The sequence below is a fragment of the Chamaesiphon sp. VAR_48_metabat_135_sub genome, assembly GCF_031418915.1.
Classification (GTDB): domain Bacteria; phylum Cyanobacteriota; class Cyanobacteriia; order Cyanobacteriales; family Chamaesiphonaceae; genus Chamaesiphon.
In genome coordinates this window covers 20,732-42,516 of record NZ_JANOJV010000110.1, presented here as the reverse complement: position 1 = coordinate 42,516, position 21,785 = coordinate 20,732, and the positions used below count along the sequence as shown (strand labels likewise).

Genomic DNA, 21,785 nt, shown 5'->3' with positions numbered 1-21,785 from the left:
TTTCACAAGTTTATTTAGTAGATCGAAATCCTTGGAGAGTAAGAGTCATGCGATCGAAATCAAGCCCTATACTTTTTGCTTCTCGATCGATCTCCGCTTGTGTCTTGGCGAGTAATACTGGATCGGATTCTGCTTTGTCGATCGAAGCTGAAATCAGCACAGATTGAAGCAGCATTGTTTCAGCCATTTCCTGCTTTTTGGCATCAGTCGCATTTGCAAACTTTGGTATTGCTTGCAGCATATTTGCTGCCTGATTTCGGACAGCAACCATCTGAGCTTTTGGTAAATCATCACTAAGACGACCTTGCGCGCAAAACCATGCCGTAGTCCAATAGACGGCGTAAGCATCAGCTAAGTTATTAGAGTTTAAACCTGACACCACCATGCTTTTTTGGATTTGACCGAGTACATCTTTTGAGGCAAATAGGCGTTCTAGATTTTGGGCTATTACCGGATCTACTTTACGAGCGGTTTCAACAAATTTCTTGAGGTTACGGTTGCTAACAGCCACAGAAGGACGGTAAGCGAAATTTTTAGTGTTAGCTGTTTTGGCGATCGGTTTGACATTATTGACCCTATCTTGGCTGTTCTGATTGCGAACTTGGCTACGAATTGCTTCGCCATTAACATCTAGCTGGATGGCATTGAGAGCAGGATTCGGAAACCATTGAGCACGTGCAGAATTAGATGGTGAAAATAGTAGTGTCACAGCTACCAATTTGATGATAAAACGAGCTTTCATAATGTGAGTTCGGAGAAGGATCCGTAAGTTGTTGTAATAAGCGGAGCGATAAACGATATATATCAGTGGGTTTCGATTTTCCTAGTGTGGGCAGAACCCGGATCTGGGGGTTCCGACCCCCAGTCCCCCCGTTGAAAGGCGGAACGCTGTCTTGATTTGCTAAACCCTCGGGGAACCCGAGGAGCGCAAATCGCCGCCTCTCAAACTCTCCTGTCTTGACTCGCTGTCTTGTCGTTTTTTTATTCGGGGGTTCCCCCCGAATAAAAACGCCGCTAAACCGTCGGGGAACAAAGGCGTGCGCGAGTCGCTGCGTATGGTCGATTTGTGCGCTAGCGTGGTGCGGCATTCACTCCATTTCTGGATTTTAGCTGGAAGTTATTCGATCAAGATTTGCCCTGACAAAAGCTTGTAGCTATTTCCTTATCCCGAAGTCACGTTAATTTAATCCCGATAATCCTACGCCCAAACCGAGAGCTTGTCTCGCTCCAGCATCAAATAGCGGATCGATCGATCCCATCGATTCTCGATACTTTTGTGCTTGCGCCGATTGCCCTCTCGCTTGGGCGATCGCGGCTGCTCGATCGAATAAACCTGGATCTTTAATCCCCGATTTCAATGCCGATTGAATCGCCTGCTGTGCGGCTGCTAGCTGTCCCATTTGTAAGTAAGCAGTGGCTAAGGTATCCCAAGTTTCCGGATCTTGGCGAATTTTAAGTTCGGCTTGCATCAAGGCTAGAGCCTCGGCGCGATCTCCTTCCTGTCCGCGTTCTAGTAATAATTGAGCCAACTCCCGCCGATGTCCGAAACCAGTCAGATCGGATCGCAATCTAGCTACCGCCCGCTCCCAAGTTTGGTTAGCTTGAGCAGTATTTCCTTGCAATCTTTGTACCCGCGCCAATCCTCTGAGCGCGACATGATCGTAGGTCGTCGGCGTTTGTCGATCGGTCAGAAAGAATCGATCGTATAATTCGATCGCCTGTTGTCTGTCAGCCGTTCGAGTCGGATCGCTCTGCCATCGTCTGACAGCTAATTCTGCCATATTTAATAATGCTGGCGAATATTTCGGCAAAATGTCTAGAGCAGATCGATATAGCTCCTCTGCCTGCTGGAGTTGTCCCCGTTTATAATATAGCCGCCCTAATAATGTTCGCACCCAAGCCGAGCTTCCCGCCTCGTCAGGCTCTTCCGCCGAGATCGCCGCTTCAAAACTATTAATAGCCGCTCGATCTTGTCCCTGCGCAACTGCTACCAAGCCTTTGAGCGCGAAATTATTTAGTGTCGGCATTCTTTGGGCTAAAATATCTGCCGTTTGCCGCGCCTTTGTCACATTGCCCAAGGCAAGATGGATCGTAGTTAATAGGGATAAAGATTCAGCTTGGGGAGGAAGTTTTTCGAGCAGGGCTAAGGCTTCGGGAAACTCATGTTTGGATACCGCTACTTTGGCGAGCACTAGGGTTGCACCATGATTATCGATTGATAGCTGCGCGAGCGACTGCTGGGCGGTTTGTTGGGCGAGTAGGTACCAACTGCTCTCCCCAGTGGCTCGGGCCATTTTTAGATAGGATTGTGCCAGTGCTGCTCGCTCCAATCCGGCAGTCGGTTGTTGTTGAATCCGCCCTTGGTGAAAGGCGATTTCCCGTTGGATATTTTTGGTAATCGTCCCCACTTCTGGACGCTGAAAGCGATATTGCCAAGCTGGATTGCCACGGGGAGCAGAAAGGACGAGATAAGATCCGATCGAGATCCCAATTCCCACGATCGCCAAAATCGAGATTAATTTATGTTGAGACGATCTTTTGGGGGCAGAAAGTTGCATGGTAATTAATTAGTTTAAATAGTAATTTATCGGGCGTTGCTAAATTCAGGTATGAAAAACTAGGGAAGAGAGCGGGGAGGGAAAGGATAACTATTTGTTGGGAGAATGGTGAATCATACATCAATTCAGCAACGTAATTTATCGAAGTTCGATGGGGGGTGAACTTGGTGTTTCGACTGGAACTGGGTTAGTATTTATAGTTCCTTTGGGAGTCTCGATAGTAGGTGGAATAGTATTTGGCAACCCTTCTTTTCGATCGATAGTTGGTGGATTAATATTTGTCGATTCTTTGGTAATTTCGACTGGAGCTGGACGAATATTGCTAGCTCCTTCTTTCATCTCTGCCAGTAGTTTGCGCGGATCGGTATAGCCCAATCGTGGAGCTAAAAGTATTGCTAAACCACGCGCCATTTCCGTTCTGTTTTGAGAAATTGCCTCTGCTAAGGAAATCATTAAACTGCGATTATCGTCTAATCGCTGTTTGACTTTATCCCCTTCTACTTGGATAATTTCAGGCGGATTCGGTCGCCAAGTAACACCTACCTGCCACCGGAGATTATTGGCACCAGTACTAGTACTACTATTAAAACCATTATTAAAACCACTACTGAAAGAACTGTCATTATTTGCCGAACCAAGATCGAGTTTCACACATAGATTGGAACAACTGTCGGAGCTTGATGGAAAAGAAGAAAATTGAGCGGAAGCGGGAGATGTGATTATTGTCATCCCTAGGATGATGAGAGTGGAAAATAGGGCATATTTCATGACAGTTAGCTACAATATTCATTTGCCGATCGAGCGAAACCAAGCAGCCTGTCCATAAGAGTCGCCATTATTGGTAAAAAGATTCCAAATTGTTACGTCTAATATTTGAAACTCTTTACCTGTTTTACTAATACGCTTGCCGCTATATCCACTGATATAGTTATACTTTTTGACATGCTCCATTGCTGTCGATCGATCCGATCGATCGACTGGTTTTGCAGTCTCTCTGGAGTGCATATTAGTCAATTCTTCCCAGGAAACTTCCCATTGTTTGAGGACTCGATCGTTGCCATAGTTCAAGATTGGATCTGCCCCAGTATCGTGGCTCAAAATATAAAAGTCGGCATTAAATATCTGTTCGCCTAATTTATCTAATGAAAATCCATACTCTTTAATCAGATCGAAACCCGTCCATTTTTTTAAATTCTCTAGCATAATTAAGACATGTTCTTGAAGATAATCATTGTCAGCACAAGGAATAGCAAGAGTCGATTTAATCATTTATTTAATTCTGGCGATCGATTTCGTAGGGTGCGTTAGTGACAGCGTAACGCACCAAAACAAACAAGATCGGGTGCGTTATGGCTGCGCCTAACACACCCTACGGAACTAATTTGGTAACGCTAAATAGGGAAAATTTGGTTCCAGAGCCTTATGCCCTTGGGCGGCATTACCGCCAGGGCCATCATAAGAAACGTTATCGCCTTTTACTGCGCCGTTGGTGAGTACACTCAGCGTAATATCGATGACATCATCCTTGAGCATCCGACCGCGAATAGGACTACCTTTAGCATTAAGCGCATTGGCATAACCGCTGTTTCCAGTAGTATCAATCCGCATGACATCTGGTAAAAAGGCATTTAATAACGCTTTAGTTCGATCGGGATTATTTCCCAAGGCTTTAAGCGTCCGAGCGGCTTCTGCCCCAATTGGCCCAGCCGCAGGACTGAGATCTGCGGTAGGTGGTACGCTATTGAAGATATTGAGTAAATTGTTGCTGGTAATTAAGCCTTCATTAATGCCAGGACGACCTAAACGTTCGACTTGCTGGTATTTGCCAGTTGAGGGATCTCGGAGCGAAATTGTCTCCCAGATATCATAGACATTGCTACCAGTTTTGCCTTGAAGAAACTGCTGAGGAATCCGCACGGCGATCGCATTCACGTTGTAACCTTTAGCAAAATCGATCGCTTGGTTGTTGGGACGGAAACCAACGGCTGGCCCTGTGCCTAATGCGCCCGCACGGACGCGGAAAAACTGTTCGACATCAAAGAAGAAGGGATCTTCTCGCAACCCAGCAAATACGGCGATTTTGGAGCCATTCGCACCTAATTGATTGACAACTGGTTTCTCATTTAGAGCCGTGGTCCGCAAATTTGTAGCAGAGGTTTCTTTACCGTCTTTGATAACAGTAAATTTAATTTGCTGGTGGTTTCTCTCGTTAGGCGGGCTAAATTCAAATCGAAGGGTAACATCTTCTTGTCCGGTAGGTGTAGCCTCTTTATCAGCAACCCGACTCAGTTTAAATTCATAGCGAGCATTAGTGCTAAAAAAGTATTGTTGACGAGCAACCGATCGAGGATTAGTATTCATCATTAATACTAAATCGCCATCTTTTGCACCAGGATTTTGATCTTTTTCTCGAAATGCATATAAGTCGGTTAAATTTAAACTCCGACCTTTGGCATCGACTTCGCCATCATCGTGATCGGAAGCCATCAGATATCCAGGTAAACTAGTTGCAGCTAGGAGAGCTGCGATCGAGATTCCACTGAGAATTAGCGATTTTTTCCAGCTAAGTTGGGGGAGTTTAAAAGTTGAAAGTGACATATTTAATCTTTTGCCATTATAAATCGAGCGGTTAGCGATCTTTAGATGAGACTTCATCTCAATCTGCCAATCTGTATAGTTATACGCGCCCATTTCGCAAACGGATCTCTGGACGAGCGAAAAAATTTGCGATCGAGAAAGGGAATGTCACGATCGTCGGATAGACTGGAGCTATCACAGCATTCTCGGTCTTTTGCAGTCAATGGTTGAAGCAGCAAATTTACTCACAAAAATCGCCGAGGGAGATCGGACTGCACTATCTCAGCTATACGATCGATATTCCCGCATGATTTACGCGATCGCCTGGAAGAGCCTAAACTCAGTAGAGGATTGTGAGGAAGTTGTCTTAGATGTATTTGCCCAAATCTGGAAGATTGCCGACAGGTTCGACTCTGATAAAGGTTCTGTCGAACAGTGGATTTTCACCCTCGCCCGCAGTCGAATTCTGGATCGGTTACGTAAATTCCAACGACTCAATAAAATTCATGAGGCAATTTCTACTGGGAAAGAGATCGAATTTCCAACTGCTAGCGTAGATCCAATTGAAGCTGTCGAAATTCTTGAACGACGACAACAAGTACTCGCTGCTTTAAGTCGGATTCCGCCAGAACAACGCCAGGTAATTGAGATGGCTTATTATCAAGGTCTTACTCATACCGAAATTGCCGCAGCTACTGGACTTTCACTCGGAACGGTAAAAACTCGGTTGCGGTTGGGATTAAGTAAACTAAAAGTAACTTTTGAAGGCGAATCTTAAATAGTGAGCAGGCAAAACTCAGACAATAATTAATCCCCGAACCCTATCTGTATGATGAAAGATGACCATCGCTGTTTCTGCGAACTTGCGCCACTATACGCACTCAATTTACTAGATCTGGAAGAACGACTCTGGGTAGAAGCCCAAGTACTGGAGTGTCCAGATTTGGCTGAAGAACTGGCAGGCTACCAAACTGCGGTAGGCACGATCCCTTATGGTGCCGAACCGATGCCAATGGCGACAGATCTCAAGGATCGATTATTCGACAGATTGGGTTTAGATCCGGTTGAATCTGTCCCTGAAAATCCACCAGCATTGACACCAGCTCTCAAGATGTTTGCCATCAAAGCTGAGAATATGCAATGGAAGCCCCACCGGATGGAGGGCGTAGAAGTTGTGGTTTTATTTATCGATGAAATAAATCGGATGCGAAATCTCCTAGTCAAAGCTGCTGCTGGAGTCACTTATCCACTCCATCAACATCACGGGATTGAAGAGATCTATATGTTGGAAGGAGAACTAGTTCTTGACGGGGAAGTTTATCTCGCAGGGGACTATATTCGATCGTATCCCAATTCAATCCACGCACCATCGACTAGTACGGGTTGTATGTTCTTAATTCGGGCTTGTATCGATGATAATTATGACGAAAATTTGGTTATTCGATCGATTTAATGGCGTTTCTTTTAGCTCGATCGAATTAGAGTAAAAAAACTCGATCTCGATGATTAATGATAGCAACTGCCGCACTAGTTAGGACATATTCAGATCCCCGACTTCTCAGAGAAGTCGGGGATCTAGCGAGCGCAAACGTCGTAATAAGTTCTTTTTGGAGGCAATAGTGCGTGCAAATTTACGTAGCTGGGGGGAGATAATTGGGAGCACTTGCACCACGGGAACTATTTTGACCACTTTCTTCAAATTCGTAGTTATCAGGGTCTTTCATAAACTGAAAGACTTCTGGCGATTGTGGCCCCTTAAATCTTCCATTGCTATTCCACCATGAAGAAGCATCAATAATGTGTCCCATATCTGCCTGACTGAAAGAATACCACTTACCATTTCGTGAGTTTAAAAACTGATTGCTTGTAACATTAAACTTATTCATAGCAATCATTCTCTTCTGAACTTCTTTGCCAACATTGGAGGTTTTAGAAGGTGTCGATCCTAGGTATAACTGACGCTTAGTCAACTTGTCATTTATTTTACTTATGAGTCCAGCTTTAAAATCCTTTTCAAAAGCCTGAATATCTCTACCATCGGCATTACTGCTTTTAATTACGGGCAAGAGTCGCTTATATTTCACCAGGGGAGAAGTCGCAACGGTGATTACCCAGTATCTGCCGTTATAATTAATTAGATCGCCTACTACTACAGAAAGATTAGAAGGACTTGTTGCAGATTGAGGAGCAATTAGTGGCAATAATATTTTCATCTGATCCGCAAGTTGATTAAGAATATTGTTCACCAAATCGATGTCTTTTGGATCGTAAGCACCAGGAGCTGTTGATTGCAATCTCTTAATGACATCTTCTGCCTGTTTCTTCAACCCATTCGCTGTAGAGACAGCATCTTTTTCTGATTGTTTAGTTGTCTTAGACTTAGCCGCACTAATAGCAGAACCTACTGCCATTACTGTTGATGCGACCATTAGACTTGCATTATTGCCTTCTCCTTCAAAATATATTTTATGTTGATTGCCGTCTTCTGCTTTGAATGTTTTTTTGGTATTCCACCAGGCGAATAACTTACTCGCAGTACCCATCAAAGATCCTCCGGTTTTCTTCAGTATATTCCCCAGCCAAACGACGATCTTATCTAGACCTTTATCGATCGGCGATCGAATCTTCTTAATTATCCCAACTACCTTATTCGGGATATTGCCTAAGCTAGCAAACTTAGCCAAAAATCCGATAACAATCGTTAGCATATTTGCCATTGTGCTCTCGACATTTTTGGCAGCATCGCCCACCTGACCATTAGCAATCGCTGAAATAGAATCAATAAAGGATGCAACAACAGCACCAATTTGGTTGATTTTATCGATAAAGAAAGAGACGGTATTATAAATTGCAAGGATCGCTTGTACAACGGCACCCGCTGGGTTGAGCATACTTACTAATTTCATTACCGCTGCCTTGACAACCTCGGTGGTAATCATTTCGGTAACTTGAGCGATCATTTGGTCTTTTAGATCGCTCAATTCGGTTTTGATTTGTTCCCAGGCGGCGGCGGGGCCATCTTTGACTAATGTGACCAAAATACTGGCAGTTTTTTCTAGTGCGACTAATACTGGTTCGGGGATGATTTTTACTAATTTGCTGCGGATGTTTGCCCAGGACAAACCCACCACTGACAGCACCAATTTGACGATTTCCAACAAACTAAAAGATTGGGGAATATAGACGTTCGCATCACCCAATGGCCCCACGATCCACTTGATTAAAGCTGTTTTTAAATGTTGGAGAATGTTGTCTGCAAACATCTGGAATCCCAGTTTGCCAGCTCTGACCAAATTACCAACAAAGGCAACGGGATTTTTGACAATAGTTGTGAAAGCAGCTTGGGCTTTCTTGATGTAAGGAATGACGTTTGGTGCTACCACCGAGAACAGAATTTCCAGCAGAGCGATAACTTGTTTTAGACCCCAATTGATGAAATCCGTGGCGATGTTGACAAATGTGCCGACTACTTTGGTAAAAGCACTGGCAATAGTAACGATGTCTTCGATCGTCAGGGAGGTAATCGTGTCAATAATCTTGCGCGGCACAGTATTGACAAAGCCCATTAAACCCGCAAGCGCACCCTGGAACCAAGCCCAGGCACGGGCGATCGCGTTGCCTTTTTTGATGTTTTCCCAAACTTCTTCCTGTCCGATCAGTTTCATAAACCCACCGATCAGGTTGTCGGCGGTGCGGGGGACAGGTTCGCCTGTGATGGGGTCTGAGCCGAGAATGGCTTTGAGCAGGTCGTAGCCTTTTGTGCCTTGTGCCAGGGCAGCTAGGGGCTTGAGAATGGCATCTTTGACGAATTTGATGATGCCAGTGATTAGTCCTTTGCCAAAACTGATAATTCGATCGATCGGTTCGGTAAAAATCCGTTTGGCACGATTCCAGACTCCCCCAAGGTCGAAAATATCCCGCCAACTCAGGGAATCGAGGAAGGCACTAATTGCCTGCTTAATACTACTGCCAACTAGTCCCAGGGTTTTAATTTGTTGCTCGACCCAGTTGCCAACTTTTTCAAATACGCCATAATTATCTAGGGCTTTGGTAATCAGTCCGCCGCCAGGGAGAAATTCGACGATCGCGCGGAGAATATTAGCGGCACTGCGATCGACAGCACTCATGTTAATCGGATTCACGCCCAAAATAATGGTGAACATCCGAAAACCTGGGATGAGATTGGCTTTGTCAGCGAAGTAGCCGAGGGCATCGCTGAGTCCCAAGCGTTGGATCGTGGGTTGCGATCTCTGGGTGACAGTCACATCCTCACTGCGCTGAATCGCCGCGCCCTGCTGGATCGTGTGGGTGAGTTCGTGGGCGATTAGTTCTTTGCCGTCCTCGCTCTCTGGTTGAAATTTGTCTTTGCCGAAGAAGATTTGATTGCTTGTTGTAAAGGCTTGGGCATTCAATTGGCGATTCAGTTTGGCTGAATTATCGCCAGTATGAATCTTGACATTGCTAAAATCAGCCTGGAAGCGGGGTTCCATGAAGCTGCGGACGCTGGGGGGTAAGGGTGAGCCAGCAGCGGTACTATTTTGGATATCTGCCGCCATATTGGAGGTGACAGTTGGCTGTCCTCCTTCTGCTTGGCGGTAAATCGGGTGTTCTGGTTGACGCTGGGTGAAGATGCCTGAATTGGCAAAGCGACTGATGTAGGGCGATCTCAATTTAGGCTGAATTTTCTGTTCCATACCACTGCCCATGTGCATGGAGCCAGAGCTGGCAGGTGCTGACATCCGCATAATCTTTTTGGCGGTAGTATCGGCTTCTTTTTCCGCTGGATCTGTGGGAGACGATACTTTGATTGAGGATTGAAGCTGTACTAAACCTTTTGCCGCCACTGCTTTGCGCTGCACGCCCTTCGGGGCGGCTGGCTTTTGAACGATCGCCGCACGGCTGATAGTCTTGTGTTGGAGGGTTTTCAAATAGACCTCTCTGGGGAAAAGTGAAATTGGTGTGAATCCCCCTTAAAAAGGGGGACTAAGATCCGGATCTGAGCAAGCTTTTTAAGGGGGTTTGGGGGATTTAGATCTCGAAACGAAGTCTATCCGACTTGTGTACAGGGTAGCCTCTAAATAGTTTTTCCTTCTTTGAGCAACTCGCGGCGGATGCCTTCTTCGATATCTTCGAGCAAAATAATACTCTCATTTCTACTCAAGGCTTTGAGCGAAGAATAACGCACTATATTCATGATAATACCACCGGAAAGATCGTATTTATCAGCTATTTTAGCGAGATCGATTTTCTGTTCCAATCCAGCTTTGGGCGAAAACGCTTGGTTCCATAATTTTAGACGTTCGGTGGCTTTGGGCATGGGGAAATAGACGATCGATTGGAAGCGACGAATGAAGGCATCGTCGATATTCCCCTTGAGGTTGGAGGCGAGGATGGTTACGCCATTAAATTCTTCAATTCGTTGGAGTAGAAAACTAATTTCCTGGTTGGCATATCGATCGTGTGAATCCTCTACTTTGGTGCGTTTACCGAAGAGGGCATCGGCTTCATCAAAGAAGAGAATCCACTGCTTATGCTCTGCCAGATCGAAGATTTTAGCTAAGTTTTTTTCGGTTTCACCGATATATTTAGAAACGATCGCACTGAGATCGATTTTGTACACATCGCAGCCGCAGTGTTTGCCCAGTAGACAAGCGGAAAAAGTTTTGCCCGTACCTGGAGGGCCATAGAATAGACTGGTAAAACCAGGTCTGAGTTTGGAGGACATTTCCCAGTCTTGCAATAATGTGTGTCCGTAAAAAATCCAATGTTTAATTTCATCTAGCTGTTCTAGTGTCGCAGCAGGTAATACTAGATCCTGCCAATCGAGATCTGTTTCGATCGATCGAGCGGGAAAGTCACTGTTAAAATTGGGTTTGCGTTCGATCCCGATCGTCAATTGGTACAAATACTCCCGCGAGAGGATCAATGCACCACTGAGCAGGGGTTCGCCAGGGGCAACTGGAGCGAGTTGGAGGATGTTATCGCGGGCGAAGGGGCGATCTCCTTCAAATAGGCGCATGACTTGGAAATATGCGGACAAATCGTCACCAGCTAAGAGGAACGCAACGGTTGTACCTGTGGGGATAAAGCCGCAGTGGGTGGTGCTTTGGAGTCCGCCAAATTCGGTGAAGCATCGATCGATCTCCTCATTTTTAGTCCAGAGTACATCCAGTAATTGGGGACGAATCTGGGGAATTAGTGCCAATAAGATCGTTAACCGTTCGCCACTGGAAAACTGATACTGTCGGATCGATCGAGCGTAAGCGGAATTACTCCGGCTGAGATCGGGCGGGGGTAGATCGAAAATAGACTCTAGCGGATCTTCGCGCTCCTGCTCTGGGTGGAAATATAACCGCAGCCGAACATCTAAGACTTCGGTAAACCAAGTCAGCTCCCGCTCTAAATCCTGGGCATTATCAGTTAAAACGTCTGCCATTCGGTGTAGAGGGGATATTTCATCCATGCTAGTTTGATGATGCTGATACTCCAGGGCAGATGTTCGAGCAACATATCAAAAGATTGATGTTCGACGTGCAAACTCCAGCCCTGCTCGGTGGTTCGCAACAATCCCGAACGTTGTAGAAATGAGGAGCGCAGTCCATCGACTGATGTACTCTTGAGGACAGTCCAGTAATTGAGGATAGATTGTAATACTACCTCAGCTTCCGATCGATCTTGCTCTTCGATCGATCCCGATCCTACTAATAAGGGTGTTTCGGGTGATAGTCCTAATAAGATTTTAATTAAGCCTAGTTCGTATTCATACACTTCTTCTCGTCCGGTGGCTAGGAAATGGAGCAGGGTAGCGGCGCGAGGGAGTTGAGTTGGCTCGATCGAATTATTAGTGTCTGTTATCCCTGTAGCCTGAAAAAATGTGCCAATAAATGGGTGAATTAAAATTAGTCCAGCGTAGTTAACCCCAATCGGGAATTCTTCCGCTGTTATGTCAATTTTCCCCACGGGATTTAGCCGTCGATTGGATAACTCAGTTAGTCGATCGAATCGCTCATCTCCACCCTCTACTACAGGCATGGATGTGTCAATTTTCGATAACTCAGTTGGTCGATCGAATGGCTCATCTGCACCCTCTAATCCAGGTGTGGATGCCGATCTAGTCCCAGTTGAAGTAAATGGTCGATCGAGATTCGATCGTGGTTTAAACAAGCTCATAGCCACCGCTGGCATGAAGGGAACGATCGCATCGAGATCGATTCCGACACTGTTTATTATCCGGCGGAAATCCGGCTCGATTGCTGGCGCAGACGGCGAGCCGTGCGATTCTGGCGATCGATTCAAACATTCTGACAGGATAGTAGCCACTAATTGCCATTGAGTATCACGATTAAAATGGTTTTTACCTCGATCGAGTACGAACACGATCGACTCAACAATTGCCGTTCTCGATGCTGGTGAAAATTTATCGTGTAGATCGTTGACAAAAGCAACAAATTCTGATTCTGACAGGAGTTGAAGTAGTCGAAAATAAACAGCTACTGTCGCCACTTGACTGGATAGATAATTGACGAGTTGCGATCGCTGTTGGTGGCAGGTTGCTTTTAACTCAATGGCAATTTCAGACGGGGAAAGATCGAGCGATTGCCAGGGGAGCGATCCTGTTTGTAAGTAGTGCAGTAAGATATCAAACTGGTTTTGTGCGGCTGTCGCTGTTTGCCAAACTAGCTCCGATTGATTTGGGGGAATTGTTTGCTGATTGATCGCTGACAATTGCTCTGTGAGTTGCTGTCGGATTAACTCAGGTAATACTTCGAGAAGTTCCTGTTCGGAAGTTACTTTTAGATGGAGTTCTAGCTTGGGAATATGGATGACTCGATCGTCATTAGCAATTTCGTCAAACGCACTTTCAAAAGCAGGTATAATTGTATCTTGCCATCGATCGTGCAAGGATTTACGCATCGCAAAAGCGGCTGTTTGACTATTTGTAGCAATCATACAGCGCAGTCTACGAATGCGATGGGGGAGATTTGGCATTGACCGATTGGGATTTCAGTTATTGAAGATTACTAATCGCACGATCGAGGTAAGAATTAGCAACTTTTGCGACCTCACCTGTGAGCTGATGATTACTCTTAATCGATTGATAGAAGGAAATAAACCAGCTATTAGGGTAACCAATTGAATCATTGGTTTGCTTAATACCTAAAATAAATTCATCTAAATAATTTGTGCTGTCTTGGCGGCAGCTTTCAACAATAGTATCAATATAATAGTTCAGGTCGCGTAGACAGGCAGAAGCCTGACGTGAAGTGTGTCTTGGACCCGAAGCAAAAACTTCCTGATATCCAATCGTGAGTAGTCTCTCTTGTTGATTTTTGAGGCCATCAGCAGCTTCGATATTGTAAGAATATAAAGCATCAATTGCCCGATCGAGGTAATAATTTGCAACTGTTGGAGCATCCCCAATGAGTCCATGATTACCTTTAACAGCTTGATAAAAGATAATAAACCAATTATTAGAATAACCGAGTGATTTGTTTGTCTGCTTAATACCTAAAATAAATTCATCTAAATAATTTGTGCTGTCTTGGCGACAGCTTTCGATAATAGCATCAAGATAATAGTTCAGATCCCGTAGACAGGCGGCGGCTTGACGGGCACTGTGGATGGGAGAAGAGCCAAAAACTGCCTGATATCCAATTCTGACTAATTCCGCCTGTTTACTATTTAGTCCATTAGCAGCGACAATATTATTGCGTGGTGGAGACAAGTAATAAGGCAACATAAAATCAGCGATGACAGTTTCACCATTTGCATCTGTCAATAACACAAATGTTCCACCAGACACAACACCACCAAAATGCTCTAATCCTAAATATGGATATATTAAAAAATCTTCAGGGGGAGCCGGATTAGCCTGAGTAGGTTGCCCAAATTTGGCTACAAACACGGAAAATGGGAGATTATAAGATTTAATCATACTAGAAATAGTACTAACTACGGTGCCGATCGATTGACCTAAGTACCCTTCAATCCGAAAGAATGAGAATCGTCCAATTTGGGAACTGAGTGGATTTACCACCGTGGCTTGTGTTTGATAATCAGCAGCATGATATGAATAATTGCGTTTTGCCATATCACGCTGACTCAGGTGATAGTTCCAGCTTTGATGAATTGGATTAGGTTGATTTAGATCGACTGTATAGTAGTAAGGTATTGCCCGTTCTTCTAAATCTCGATCTTCAAATAAACTCGGCACGATCCGAATTGGAGCATTAGCAGCAGTCGGAATTTTAAAAGTTTGAATCAGCGTGTCAAGTTTGCGAATTAGAAATTTAGCATGGTTTAAAGATTCTGCTGTTTGGCTGACAACTGGAGCGGGATAAAAAGTGGTGCGATTTTCATCTAGATTGGGACTTGGACGTAGATTTCCCAGTAGTAGATGTTTAGGTAATAAATCAAGATCGGGACAGCACCAAGTATTATCGCCAAACAACAAATCTCGAAACTGATTATAAGTTTCTACAATATCTTTGAGAAAGTCGTAATAGTATTGGATGCCTAGATTATTTGAGCTGAAATTATTCTGAATTTCTTCAAGTTTTCCTTTCCAGCTAGCTTGAGGATCGGATGAAAATACGTCTGAGATAAAGGCACCACAGTTAGCATAGGTATTGGAAAATTCTGTGATTAATTTGTTGTGGATGTTAGTGCAAGTATTGCGATATTGCGTCGCCAGATTATCGATAGAATCGATCGATTGGCTAATGATGGGGCGATCTGCGATAATTTCATTAAGCTTATTAAAAGCTTGAGCAGGTGTTGAAATTGCTGAATTTGACAATAAACCAATAAATGTTTTTTCTACCATCAACAATTTCAGGATATTAATGCAATTTTTTCCCAAGTTATCACAATCAGTTCCCGTACAAATATCGGGGTCATTAATATAGCTTTCCATCAACAAAACTGCCACCATGTCTTCCAGTTTTTTAGTGGTTTTGGTGGTGAATTCACTCAAAGGCAAATAATCAGGATTTGTAGAATTTGGGTTTGCTGGATCTGCTACGGGCACAGAAATCAACTCATACACAGGGATCATTTCTCCTTCGACAGCACTCGTATAGAATGGAGGATACTTTGGTTTAGATTGATCGTAGAGGACAAATCGATCGAATAGCTTATCTGTCTCGTAAAATAGTAAGTCGCCATCAGTGGTAATGCCGATTCCTGTGGTAACTTTTACTATTTTAGTTCCGAATCCCGAAGTTTCAATTAGTGAGACTCGTAAGCCAGAAACAATTCCCACTCCTAATAAATAAACCCGCGTCAATCCAGTTCGATCGTTCAGATAGTCTGTAATGCTATTGAGTTGGCTGTCTGTCAATACCTGATCTTTTTCAAAAATGCTGTAACCAGTCGTGATTTTTTGAAGAGTTTTGAGGATGTCTGTCATATTTCTGTCCTGTTAAATCGATCGTGGATCTAGCAATCTTTAGAGGTTGATATTTTCTCTGGTAGCTAAAGTATTCTGTCCGAGGATAAATTTTGGTTGGTTCTCAGGAGCATCACACTCAGATAATTTTTGCGATGGATAAATGTTCTTGACGGCAAACAATTGCGTGATAAATTTACTCAGTTTTGCTTGACTTTCTGTCGTGTCTACACCAGCTTTTAGATAGATCCAATCACGATAAAGCTGTTCGATCGCGATCGTATCTTGCTTACTTGCCCAGCAGATTTTCGGCAGGATATGAGCGGGAGTTTCTTCTCGAATCACTTGTTCAGCAAACCGCCTGAAGTTCATATTCCTGAATCGACTGCTATCGGCGGGCAAGATAATATTGAGGCGATAGGAATAGGGGTCTAATTCGCCACAATCGGTGCAGTTTGGAGCAGGACAAATAGGCAGAAATAGATCGATATTTGGCTCTGGGCGCAGCAGAATATTTTCAATCAAATACATTCCTTCATTACTATAATTCATCCTCAGGTATTCCATGATTCGATCGATCTCGCTGTTCATTTCTATTTCAGTATCGAAATATTCAATCCGTCGAGCGAGAATCTGTCCAGTATTATTAATAATGTTGAAATAATATTTGTTATTTGTCGCAACTTTTCGTTGATATCCTGAATCCAACAATGCAGCATCGATCGCTTGTACCATTGCTATTTTTGCTAGTTCCGATGTCGCATATCTTATGTTGCTGCTAAGGATGGTCTTTTGAGAATCTCGTTTGCGAATGCGAAATTGAAACTCATTCGCCGCAGTTTCAGTTACTTCTGTATCGGCATCATCGGTAATTTCACCCAGATTTCGGCGTTGATGATTACGAATATCTAATAGTTTAGCTAATCGCCGTTCTAAGCCAGATATATTATCTGTATTCCATAAATCTCGATCTGCTGTGAGGCTATAGTTATATGCTAAAGATCGCTCTTGACTAACACTCGGATAACTTGCTAAGAACTCACACTTAGAGCGGATAATGCTTTTAGGACTTTCATGAAAGATAGAATACATCGTATCAGCAAAATCATGAAACTGTTCGGCAAAGCGAGAAATTAAGTGGTCGAGAAACCGATTACGTCGATCGAATCCCGTAGCCTGTTCGCGATCGCTATTCTGATTATGGAATGATTCGATGTTATCAGTGTAAATTTGATGATAATCAACAAAAGAGTTGACTAATTGAGATGAATATGTATGTGAAAGATTTGGATCGATCGAGAATAATTCTTTGACATGACTGAGTTGAGCTAAGTAGTTTGCCATGATTTGGTCGAAGAACAGCAAATAAGCTTTTAGTTGATAAGCTAATGCTTTTCGCTCGTCATCCGATCCACTACTCAAACCCACTTCACTCAGCCCATAAATTGCTGGAAAATGATTTTGGAATGAATAATAACTAGCTAAATCTCGGTATGTTCCTACTGGAGTTTCCAGATCATTTACCACATTAGTTCGATCGGGTTTGCTAATTAATGATTCAGCTTTTAGACTAGGCACCACAGGCATATTGCGCTTATAGAAAACCAATCGCGATCCTTTTGGTTCTTGGTTCATCAATTTGGCTTTTTTTCCAACCTCAACTGGAATCACCCATTTATTGACTACAGCCGATCCGCCTTGGGGATTAATTACAATATCTCGAACCGCTTGCACCCCTGGAATATCCATGATAATACTGATGATATCCGACAGGCGAATTTCAGTCCGTAAATCTGCTTGTGCTAGCTCACGATCGTCGATAAAACCGCGATCGAGTGCGGGGCCATCAAAAATTTCATCAACACTGTATAGCGTGCCATCTGGGTGCTTACGTGCCAACATTTCTGTCAGCGTGTGAAACTCGATCGATGGAGACAAATATTCTGCTACTAAAGTTAGAATCTCAGCATTCACTTTTGTGACATCGGCATCAGGAGCTAATTCTAGTTCTGCACAGAGTTGAAATAATTGGGTTTCTACTTCTGTAAACTTGATAAAGTCTTCGCAGAGATTGCGGTTAGTCTGCAATTTCTGCTGTACAAGCTGCATTACTGTCTGTTTATCAGCATCGGTAATTTCATCTACGTACTCGATTTTCACCTCATATAATCCAGCTAAGTTAACATCGACAATACCTGGCTGTGGTGGCTTTTCCCGCAATAATTTCCCTTTAACTTTATCTGCATAATAGATTGTACTAGCTGGGTACAACCAGGCATTTTTGACATTTTTGATATCGATGAGCAGCTTTCGATAATCTAGTAATGTAAGCGAACGACTGGGCAAGATCTGTCTTGCTGTGAATAGGCAGTTCTTTACTTCTACTTCTAGCTGATTTGGGTTACTTGCCAAAAGATCGGCGACAGGAAATGAAGCCCGATAGCTCAAATCTGTCAGCGCGTAAGCTAATAACTCTAGGGTAGTAATACCTGGATCGTGGACATTATAATCTGTCCAAATTCGACTGGATAATTGCTGGACATGCTTGAGTCCGATCGCATACAATTGTTGTCGATCGAATGCCAATAATCGATCGTTCTGTTTGGGAATAGTTAGTTGAGAAAGCATTCTTACCTACCTAGATTGATAAACGATGTTTACTAGGGCACAGGGTTAATAATATGAGTTGTCGCCGAAACAAGAATTGTATCTGGTGTGTCAGGCTGTGCTAAATTGAGATCGGTATAGTTGATAGTCGATTCAATCGAGCTATACATTTTAAAATCAGTTATATAATCAACATAGGTTAAATCTTCAACAAAATTCAGCAAAACAGACTTATAAATTTTTCCACCAAATACAAGATCTCGATCCGATCGATAAGCCCAGGGCGATAGAAATTGGTTGATTTCTCGATCTAATTGAGTTTTGTAATAGTTAAATTCATAGCCTGGATAAAACCTCACCTTAAAATCAAGCTGAATCTGCTGATAGTTAGGATTTTTAACCTTTACTTTTACTTGCATTCCTGCCCGCTGTTGGACATAGTTAGCGATCCGACTAATGGTATCAGCATCTACTTTTGGTTCGAGGAGATTTGCGGCATTCTTGTTGTTTAGATCGGGAACGACTACAATCAGTACATGTCCAGGTGCCAGCCATGAATTTTCCTTGGCATGAGGGATACATTTTACCTTGTGTACTTTGGGAAAGGCTGCCAAAACGATCCGCTCGTAATCCCAAGGGGTAATACAGCGGTTTTTGTGGCGCAGTCGTTCTGAGACGCGGGTATTGAAGGTGTTGTCAGTTTCGACAGGTTTTCCACCAAAGGAGGCATAGGGTTGTTTCACCGCTTTGATTGCCGCTACTCCGTCGGTGAATTTGGCGATTTTATTAGGTGCTAGAGCTGTCAATAGATGGGTGGGATCGTTATTTCGATCTACAAACTGTACTTCGATCGCATTGGCGGCGACATCAATTAACTGGCTGACGGCGGTTACATTGGCTTGAATTGCTGGGTGAATTTTAATTGCAGCTTTAATCCAGATAAATCCACTCGGCAAAATTGTATTGTGAGTCGTCGCGACTAGCGGAATCACAAATTGAATAATACCGCTAGTGAGCAGTTGATTCGTCGTATCTAGGATTACTTCCGCCCGACTCAGTTGTTTCCAATAGTTATCACACAATACAAACCACTGGAGATCTTCAGAGGGCAAATCTGGATTAGCACTGCCTTCAGCTACCTGAAATAACACGCTCACACTGTCGCCAGGAGTTAATTGGTTCAAACCAATCAGTAGTTCGCCAGCATGATTGTAGCTGGGTAGGAGCGGCACTGCTCTACTGATTCCGGCTTGAATCTGTGCCTCGATCTGTTGTCTTTGATAGCCATGCTCCCGCATCTGTCCAAAGCAGGTTATCTGGAAGAATTGAATGTCGGGATTGGCAAAATCATTGAGTGAAGTACTAGCAATATTTACGGTGTCGGAATATGCTCGATAAGATAGTGAAATGCTTTGAATAGTTGGCGTATATGGTTCGTTTAGGATCGAAAGAGTGCCGCCTTCCTTGCTATATTTCATCACATTTTTCACATATTCTTTGCGGTAAGTAGCATGTAAAAAATCTTGTTCTAAAGTAAATGTGATAAAGCCTGCTCGGATGTCAGCATCGATAGATCGATCGAGTACAATTTTTTCAGCAACTGGAAACGACCTTGACATTGGTTTTCTTAGTACATATTCTCTAGCTGCATCGATCGACCAAATACTCCCAGCCTGATTGAGTGCGATTAATTTTATAGCATCACTAATACTTGCAGATTTAGTGAGAGAACTATTTTTGGCAAAGGTAAAAGTATGTTCTGATGATGCGTTGTTCGGTTCAAATAGCGGTTGTTTTAAGCTGGTGTTTTCCCAACTGCCGTTATCTTTGAAAGCAACGTTTGCGGTAAAGTAGCTATTATTTACGGAAATTTCACCGCCGTCAATGTTGACAATTTTTCCATATTCATGATAGTAATCTGCAAAATTAACAGGTATGTCTTTCCATTTCACTTTAATACTTACTGCCGACATTTTTTTATTCAGTGCTTCCGCATACCCGACGAGGAAGCGTGAACCTTTGGTTGGTTGAAAACCGAATGGTAGAAAAGCTTTGGTCGGATCGAGACTGCCGTTATCACTCTCTAATTGTAGTGAAGTGATGTTCGAGACATCGACTGAAATAGTCGCAGTTTGCAGAGTGACATTTCTAAAATCTTCATAGCCAATACTGGCATTATTTGCCTTTAGTACAACCTGAGCGATCGGTGTTTTCGCACTATAGGCATAACCATGAATTGCTGGATCGTAGTCAATAATAGCTGCTTCAGTTTCAGGGATAGTAAAAGTGAATGACAACTCATTTATGCCTACCTTCAAATTAGGGGAGACTGTATTCGGACGAATCCAACTCTTGGCACCTGTAATAAATAGATCGAAGGCATTAATTAGTGCGACTCGATCGATCTGTGGATCGAGGTTATTTAATTGAAGAGATACTGTTACTTTGCGAATACCTTCCTGCATCCGCAGTACGGGAGACGCGATCGCAAATCCAATCTGAGCTGGTGGTAAATTTGGATTGCCAAACCCCAACCACTTCGGCTCATTTCCTACCAACTTTCCACCCAATCCATCGGCGGAATTGGCAATGGGGGCACAACGAATCGTACCATGTCCCTGTCGATCGAAAAAGATCGATCGCAATGATTCGACCTTAGCAGCATTAACGATCGTCTCCCGTGTTGGTGTGTAAATTAATTCCACATTAGTTGCATCTTTTCCCGCCGAGCATAAATTTTTTGGTGAAATTAGCGTTGGGGCGACATTTTTTTTGAGTTCGAGTAATAGATGGACTTTATCAGCGATCGCGCCTTGTTTATTCAGCCGCAATATATCTCGGTAATAAAAATCGAGATGGCGTGCCGTAATATTATTAATAACGCTCTGAGGCTGTTTGTACAGCTCTAGAAATGTCAGAAATAGAGCTAGATGCGGGGGAGTATTCGCGCTCTCGCTCTCAAGCAGTGACTCAATATTAATATTGTCGGGGAAAAAATGGCACCAATCACCAACTGGAGTTGTCGGATTATTGCGGTAGTAATTAACAAATTTGGCGAATGCTTTAGTCATCCGCAGCAGATCCGCCGTTGACTGCTCATCAATATCAGCAAAATGCACCCCCAACTCTTTGGGCAATCGATCGTTTTGGCTTTGCCCCAGTTGGAAGATGAGATTTTGAATGATATCTTGTTCAGCCATGTTATGTTACCGATTTTACAAATTGCTGAGAGTGCCCCTGACTTCGTTGCCGTCAGTGGTGCTGAATGGATAGACGAGGTTGTAGCGTGAGTTTGTCGCTTGTACTTTGTATTCGAGGAGGATTCTAATGATGCCTTCATTTTGCATCGTCGTATCCAGATCTAGAGACAACAAATCGATCCTGGGTTCGTAGATGAGGATGGCTATTTTGATGCGATCGATCAGGTAGGTTTTTATCGTGGTACTAATCGGCTCAAATAGCATTTCTTGCATATCGAGTCCATATTTAGGCTCGAATATTCGTTCGCCGATTGCCGTGCCAAATAGGATTTTTAGACTGGCTTGAATATCCTCTTCATCTGCTGTCATCACCACCTCGCCTGTTTCCAGCACAAATTCAGGCGGAAAGCTCCAGCCATTGCCCAGGAAAGATGTATAGGTTCGTTCTAACAT

14 protein-coding genes are annotated in these 21,785 nt (G+C 43.5%); 2 read left to right on the top strand and 12 right to left on the bottom strand.

Features of this window, described 5'->3' with window-relative positions:
* Window positions 1–10: 10 nt before the first annotated feature.
* The 5 genes from RMO55_RS08075 to RMO55_RS08055 all read right to left on the bottom strand — a co-directional run bounded on the left by RMO55_RS08075 (window position 11) and on the right by RMO55_RS08055 (window position 5,156).
* Entirely contained in the window at window positions 11–742 is a 732-nt protein-coding gene (locus tag RMO55_RS08075; RefSeq protein WP_310425638.1) for a DUF6683 family protein, read from the bottom strand.
* 436 nt (window positions 743–1,178) lie between these two features.
* On the bottom strand, window positions 1,179–2,558 hold the full coding sequence (locus tag RMO55_RS08070; RefSeq protein ID WP_310425636.1) for a tetratricopeptide repeat protein: 1,380 nt from the start codon (window positions 2,556–2,558) through the stop codon (window positions 1,179–1,181).
* 138 nt (window positions 2,559–2,696) lie between these two features.
* Window positions 2,697–3,209 (bottom strand): hypothetical protein, encoded by a 513-nt coding sequence (locus tag RMO55_RS08065; RefSeq protein WP_310425634.1) that lies wholly within the window; start codon window positions 3,207–3,209, stop codon window positions 2,697–2,699.
* 135 nt (window positions 3,210–3,344) lie between these two features.
* Window positions 3,345–3,827 (bottom strand): MEKHLA domain-containing protein, encoded by a 483-nt coding sequence (locus RMO55_RS08060; protein ID WP_310425633.1) that lies wholly within the window; start codon window positions 3,825–3,827, stop codon window positions 3,345–3,347.
* A gap of 108 nt (window positions 3,828–3,935) precedes the next feature.
* Entirely contained in the window at window positions 3,936–5,156 is a 1,221-nt protein-coding gene (locus tag RMO55_RS08055) for a DUF4331 domain-containing protein (RefSeq protein ID WP_396134222.1), read from the bottom strand.
* A 202-nt stretch (window positions 5,157–5,358) separates the two neighbouring features.
* Here RMO55_RS08055 and RMO55_RS08050 point away from each other — a divergent pair, with 202 nt between their 5' ends.
* Window positions 5,359–5,913 (top strand): sigma-70 family RNA polymerase sigma factor, encoded by a 555-nt coding sequence (locus RMO55_RS08050; protein WP_310425630.1) that lies wholly within the window; start codon window positions 5,359–5,361, stop codon window positions 5,911–5,913.
* Between the two features lie 51 nt (window positions 5,914–5,964).
* Window positions 5,965–6,588: a cupin domain-containing protein gene (locus tag RMO55_RS08045; RefSeq protein WP_310425629.1), complete on the top strand. Its 624-nt coding sequence runs from the start codon at window positions 5,965–5,967 to the stop codon at window positions 6,586–6,588.
* A 178-nt stretch (window positions 6,589–6,766) separates the two neighbouring features.
* Here the strand turns inward: RMO55_RS08045 and RMO55_RS08040 are convergent, their stop codons facing one another.
* The 7 genes from RMO55_RS08040 to RMO55_RS08010 all read right to left on the bottom strand — a co-directional run bounded on the left by RMO55_RS08040 (window position 6,767) and on the right by RMO55_RS08010 (window position 21,785).
* Window positions 6,767–10,063 carry a DUF4157 domain-containing protein gene (locus RMO55_RS08040; protein ID WP_310425628.1) on the bottom strand — a complete coding sequence of 1,099 codons (3,297 nt, stop codon included), beginning with the start codon at window positions 10,061–10,063 and terminating at the stop codon, window positions 6,767–6,769.
* A 146-nt stretch (window positions 10,064–10,209) separates the two neighbouring features.
* Complete coding sequence (locus RMO55_RS08035) at window positions 10,210–11,571, bottom strand: ATP-binding protein (RefSeq protein WP_310425627.1); 1,362 nt, start codon at window positions 11,569–11,571, stop codon at window positions 10,210–10,212.
* Window positions 11,556–13,124, bottom strand: a complete 1,569-nt coding sequence (locus tag RMO55_RS08030; protein WP_310425626.1) for a contractile injection system tape measure protein — start codon at window positions 13,122–13,124, stop codon at window positions 11,556–11,558. Before RMO55_RS08030 ends, RMO55_RS08035 begins: the two co-directional genes overlap by 16 nt.
* Before the next feature lie 19 nt (window positions 13,125–13,143).
* On the bottom strand, window positions 13,144–15,546 hold the full coding sequence (locus RMO55_RS08025; RefSeq protein ID WP_310425624.1) for a hypothetical protein: 2,403 nt from the start codon (window positions 15,544–15,546) through the stop codon (window positions 13,144–13,146).
* Between the two features lie 39 nt (window positions 15,547–15,585).
* Window positions 15,586–18,153 (bottom strand): hypothetical protein, encoded by a 2,568-nt coding sequence (locus tag RMO55_RS08020; RefSeq protein WP_310425622.1) that lies wholly within the window; start codon window positions 18,151–18,153, stop codon window positions 15,586–15,588.
* Between the two features lie 32 nt (window positions 18,154–18,185).
* The gene (locus tag RMO55_RS08015) at window positions 18,186–21,332 is read right to left on the bottom strand and encodes a baseplate J/gp47 family protein (RefSeq protein ID WP_310425620.1); all 3,147 of its coding nucleotides are present in this window, start codon (window positions 21,330–21,332) and stop codon (window positions 18,186–18,188) included.
* 15 nt (window positions 21,333–21,347) lie between these two features.
* Window positions 21,348–21,785 (bottom strand): GPW/gp25 family protein, encoded by a 438-nt coding sequence (locus tag RMO55_RS08010; protein ID WP_310425619.1) that lies wholly within the window; start codon window positions 21,783–21,785, stop codon window positions 21,348–21,350.

Bases quoted from the DNA above. Each gene is read 5' to 3' on its own strand.
- RMO55_RS08015 (WP_310425620.1), bottom strand. From the start codon at position 21,332: ATGGCTGAACAAGATATCATTCAAAATCTCATCTTCCAACTGGGGCAA.
- RMO55_RS08025 (WP_310425624.1), bottom strand. From the start codon at position 15,546: ATGACAGACATCCTCAAAACTCTTCAAAAAATCACGACTGGTTACAGC.
- RMO55_RS08035 (WP_310425627.1), bottom strand. From the start codon at position 11,571: ATGGCAGACGTTTTAACTGATAATGCCCAGGATTTAGAGCGGGAGCTG.
- RMO55_RS08030 (WP_310425626.1), bottom strand. From the start codon at position 13,124: ATGCCAAATCTCCCCCATCGCATTCGTAGACTGCGCTGTATGATTGCT.
- RMO55_RS08075 (WP_310425638.1), bottom strand. From the start codon at position 742: ATGAAAGCTCGTTTTATCATCAAATTGGTAGCTGTGACACTACTATTT.
- RMO55_RS08050 (WP_310425630.1), top strand. From the start codon at position 5,359: ATGGTTGAAGCAGCAAATTTACTCACAAAAATCGCCGAGGGAGATCGG.
- RMO55_RS08020 (WP_310425622.1), bottom strand. From the start codon at position 18,153: ATGCTTTCTCAACTAACTATTCCCAAACAGAACGATCGATTATTGGCA.
- RMO55_RS08010 (WP_310425619.1), bottom strand. From the start codon at position 21,785: ATGTTAGAACGAACCTATACATCTTTCCTGGGCAATGGCTGGAGCTTT.
- RMO55_RS08055 (WP_396134222.1), bottom strand. From the start codon at position 5,156: ATGTCACTTTCAACTTTTAAACTCCCCCAACTTAGCTGGAAAAAATCG.
- RMO55_RS08060 (WP_310425633.1), bottom strand. From the start codon at position 3,827: ATGATTAAATCGACTCTTGCTATTCCTTGTGCTGACAATGATTATCTT.
- RMO55_RS08070 (WP_310425636.1), bottom strand. From the start codon at position 2,558: ATGCAACTTTCTGCCCCCAAAAGATCGTCTCAACATAAATTAATCTCG.
- RMO55_RS08045 (WP_310425629.1), top strand. From the start codon at position 5,965: ATGATGAAAGATGACCATCGCTGTTTCTGCGAACTTGCGCCACTATAC.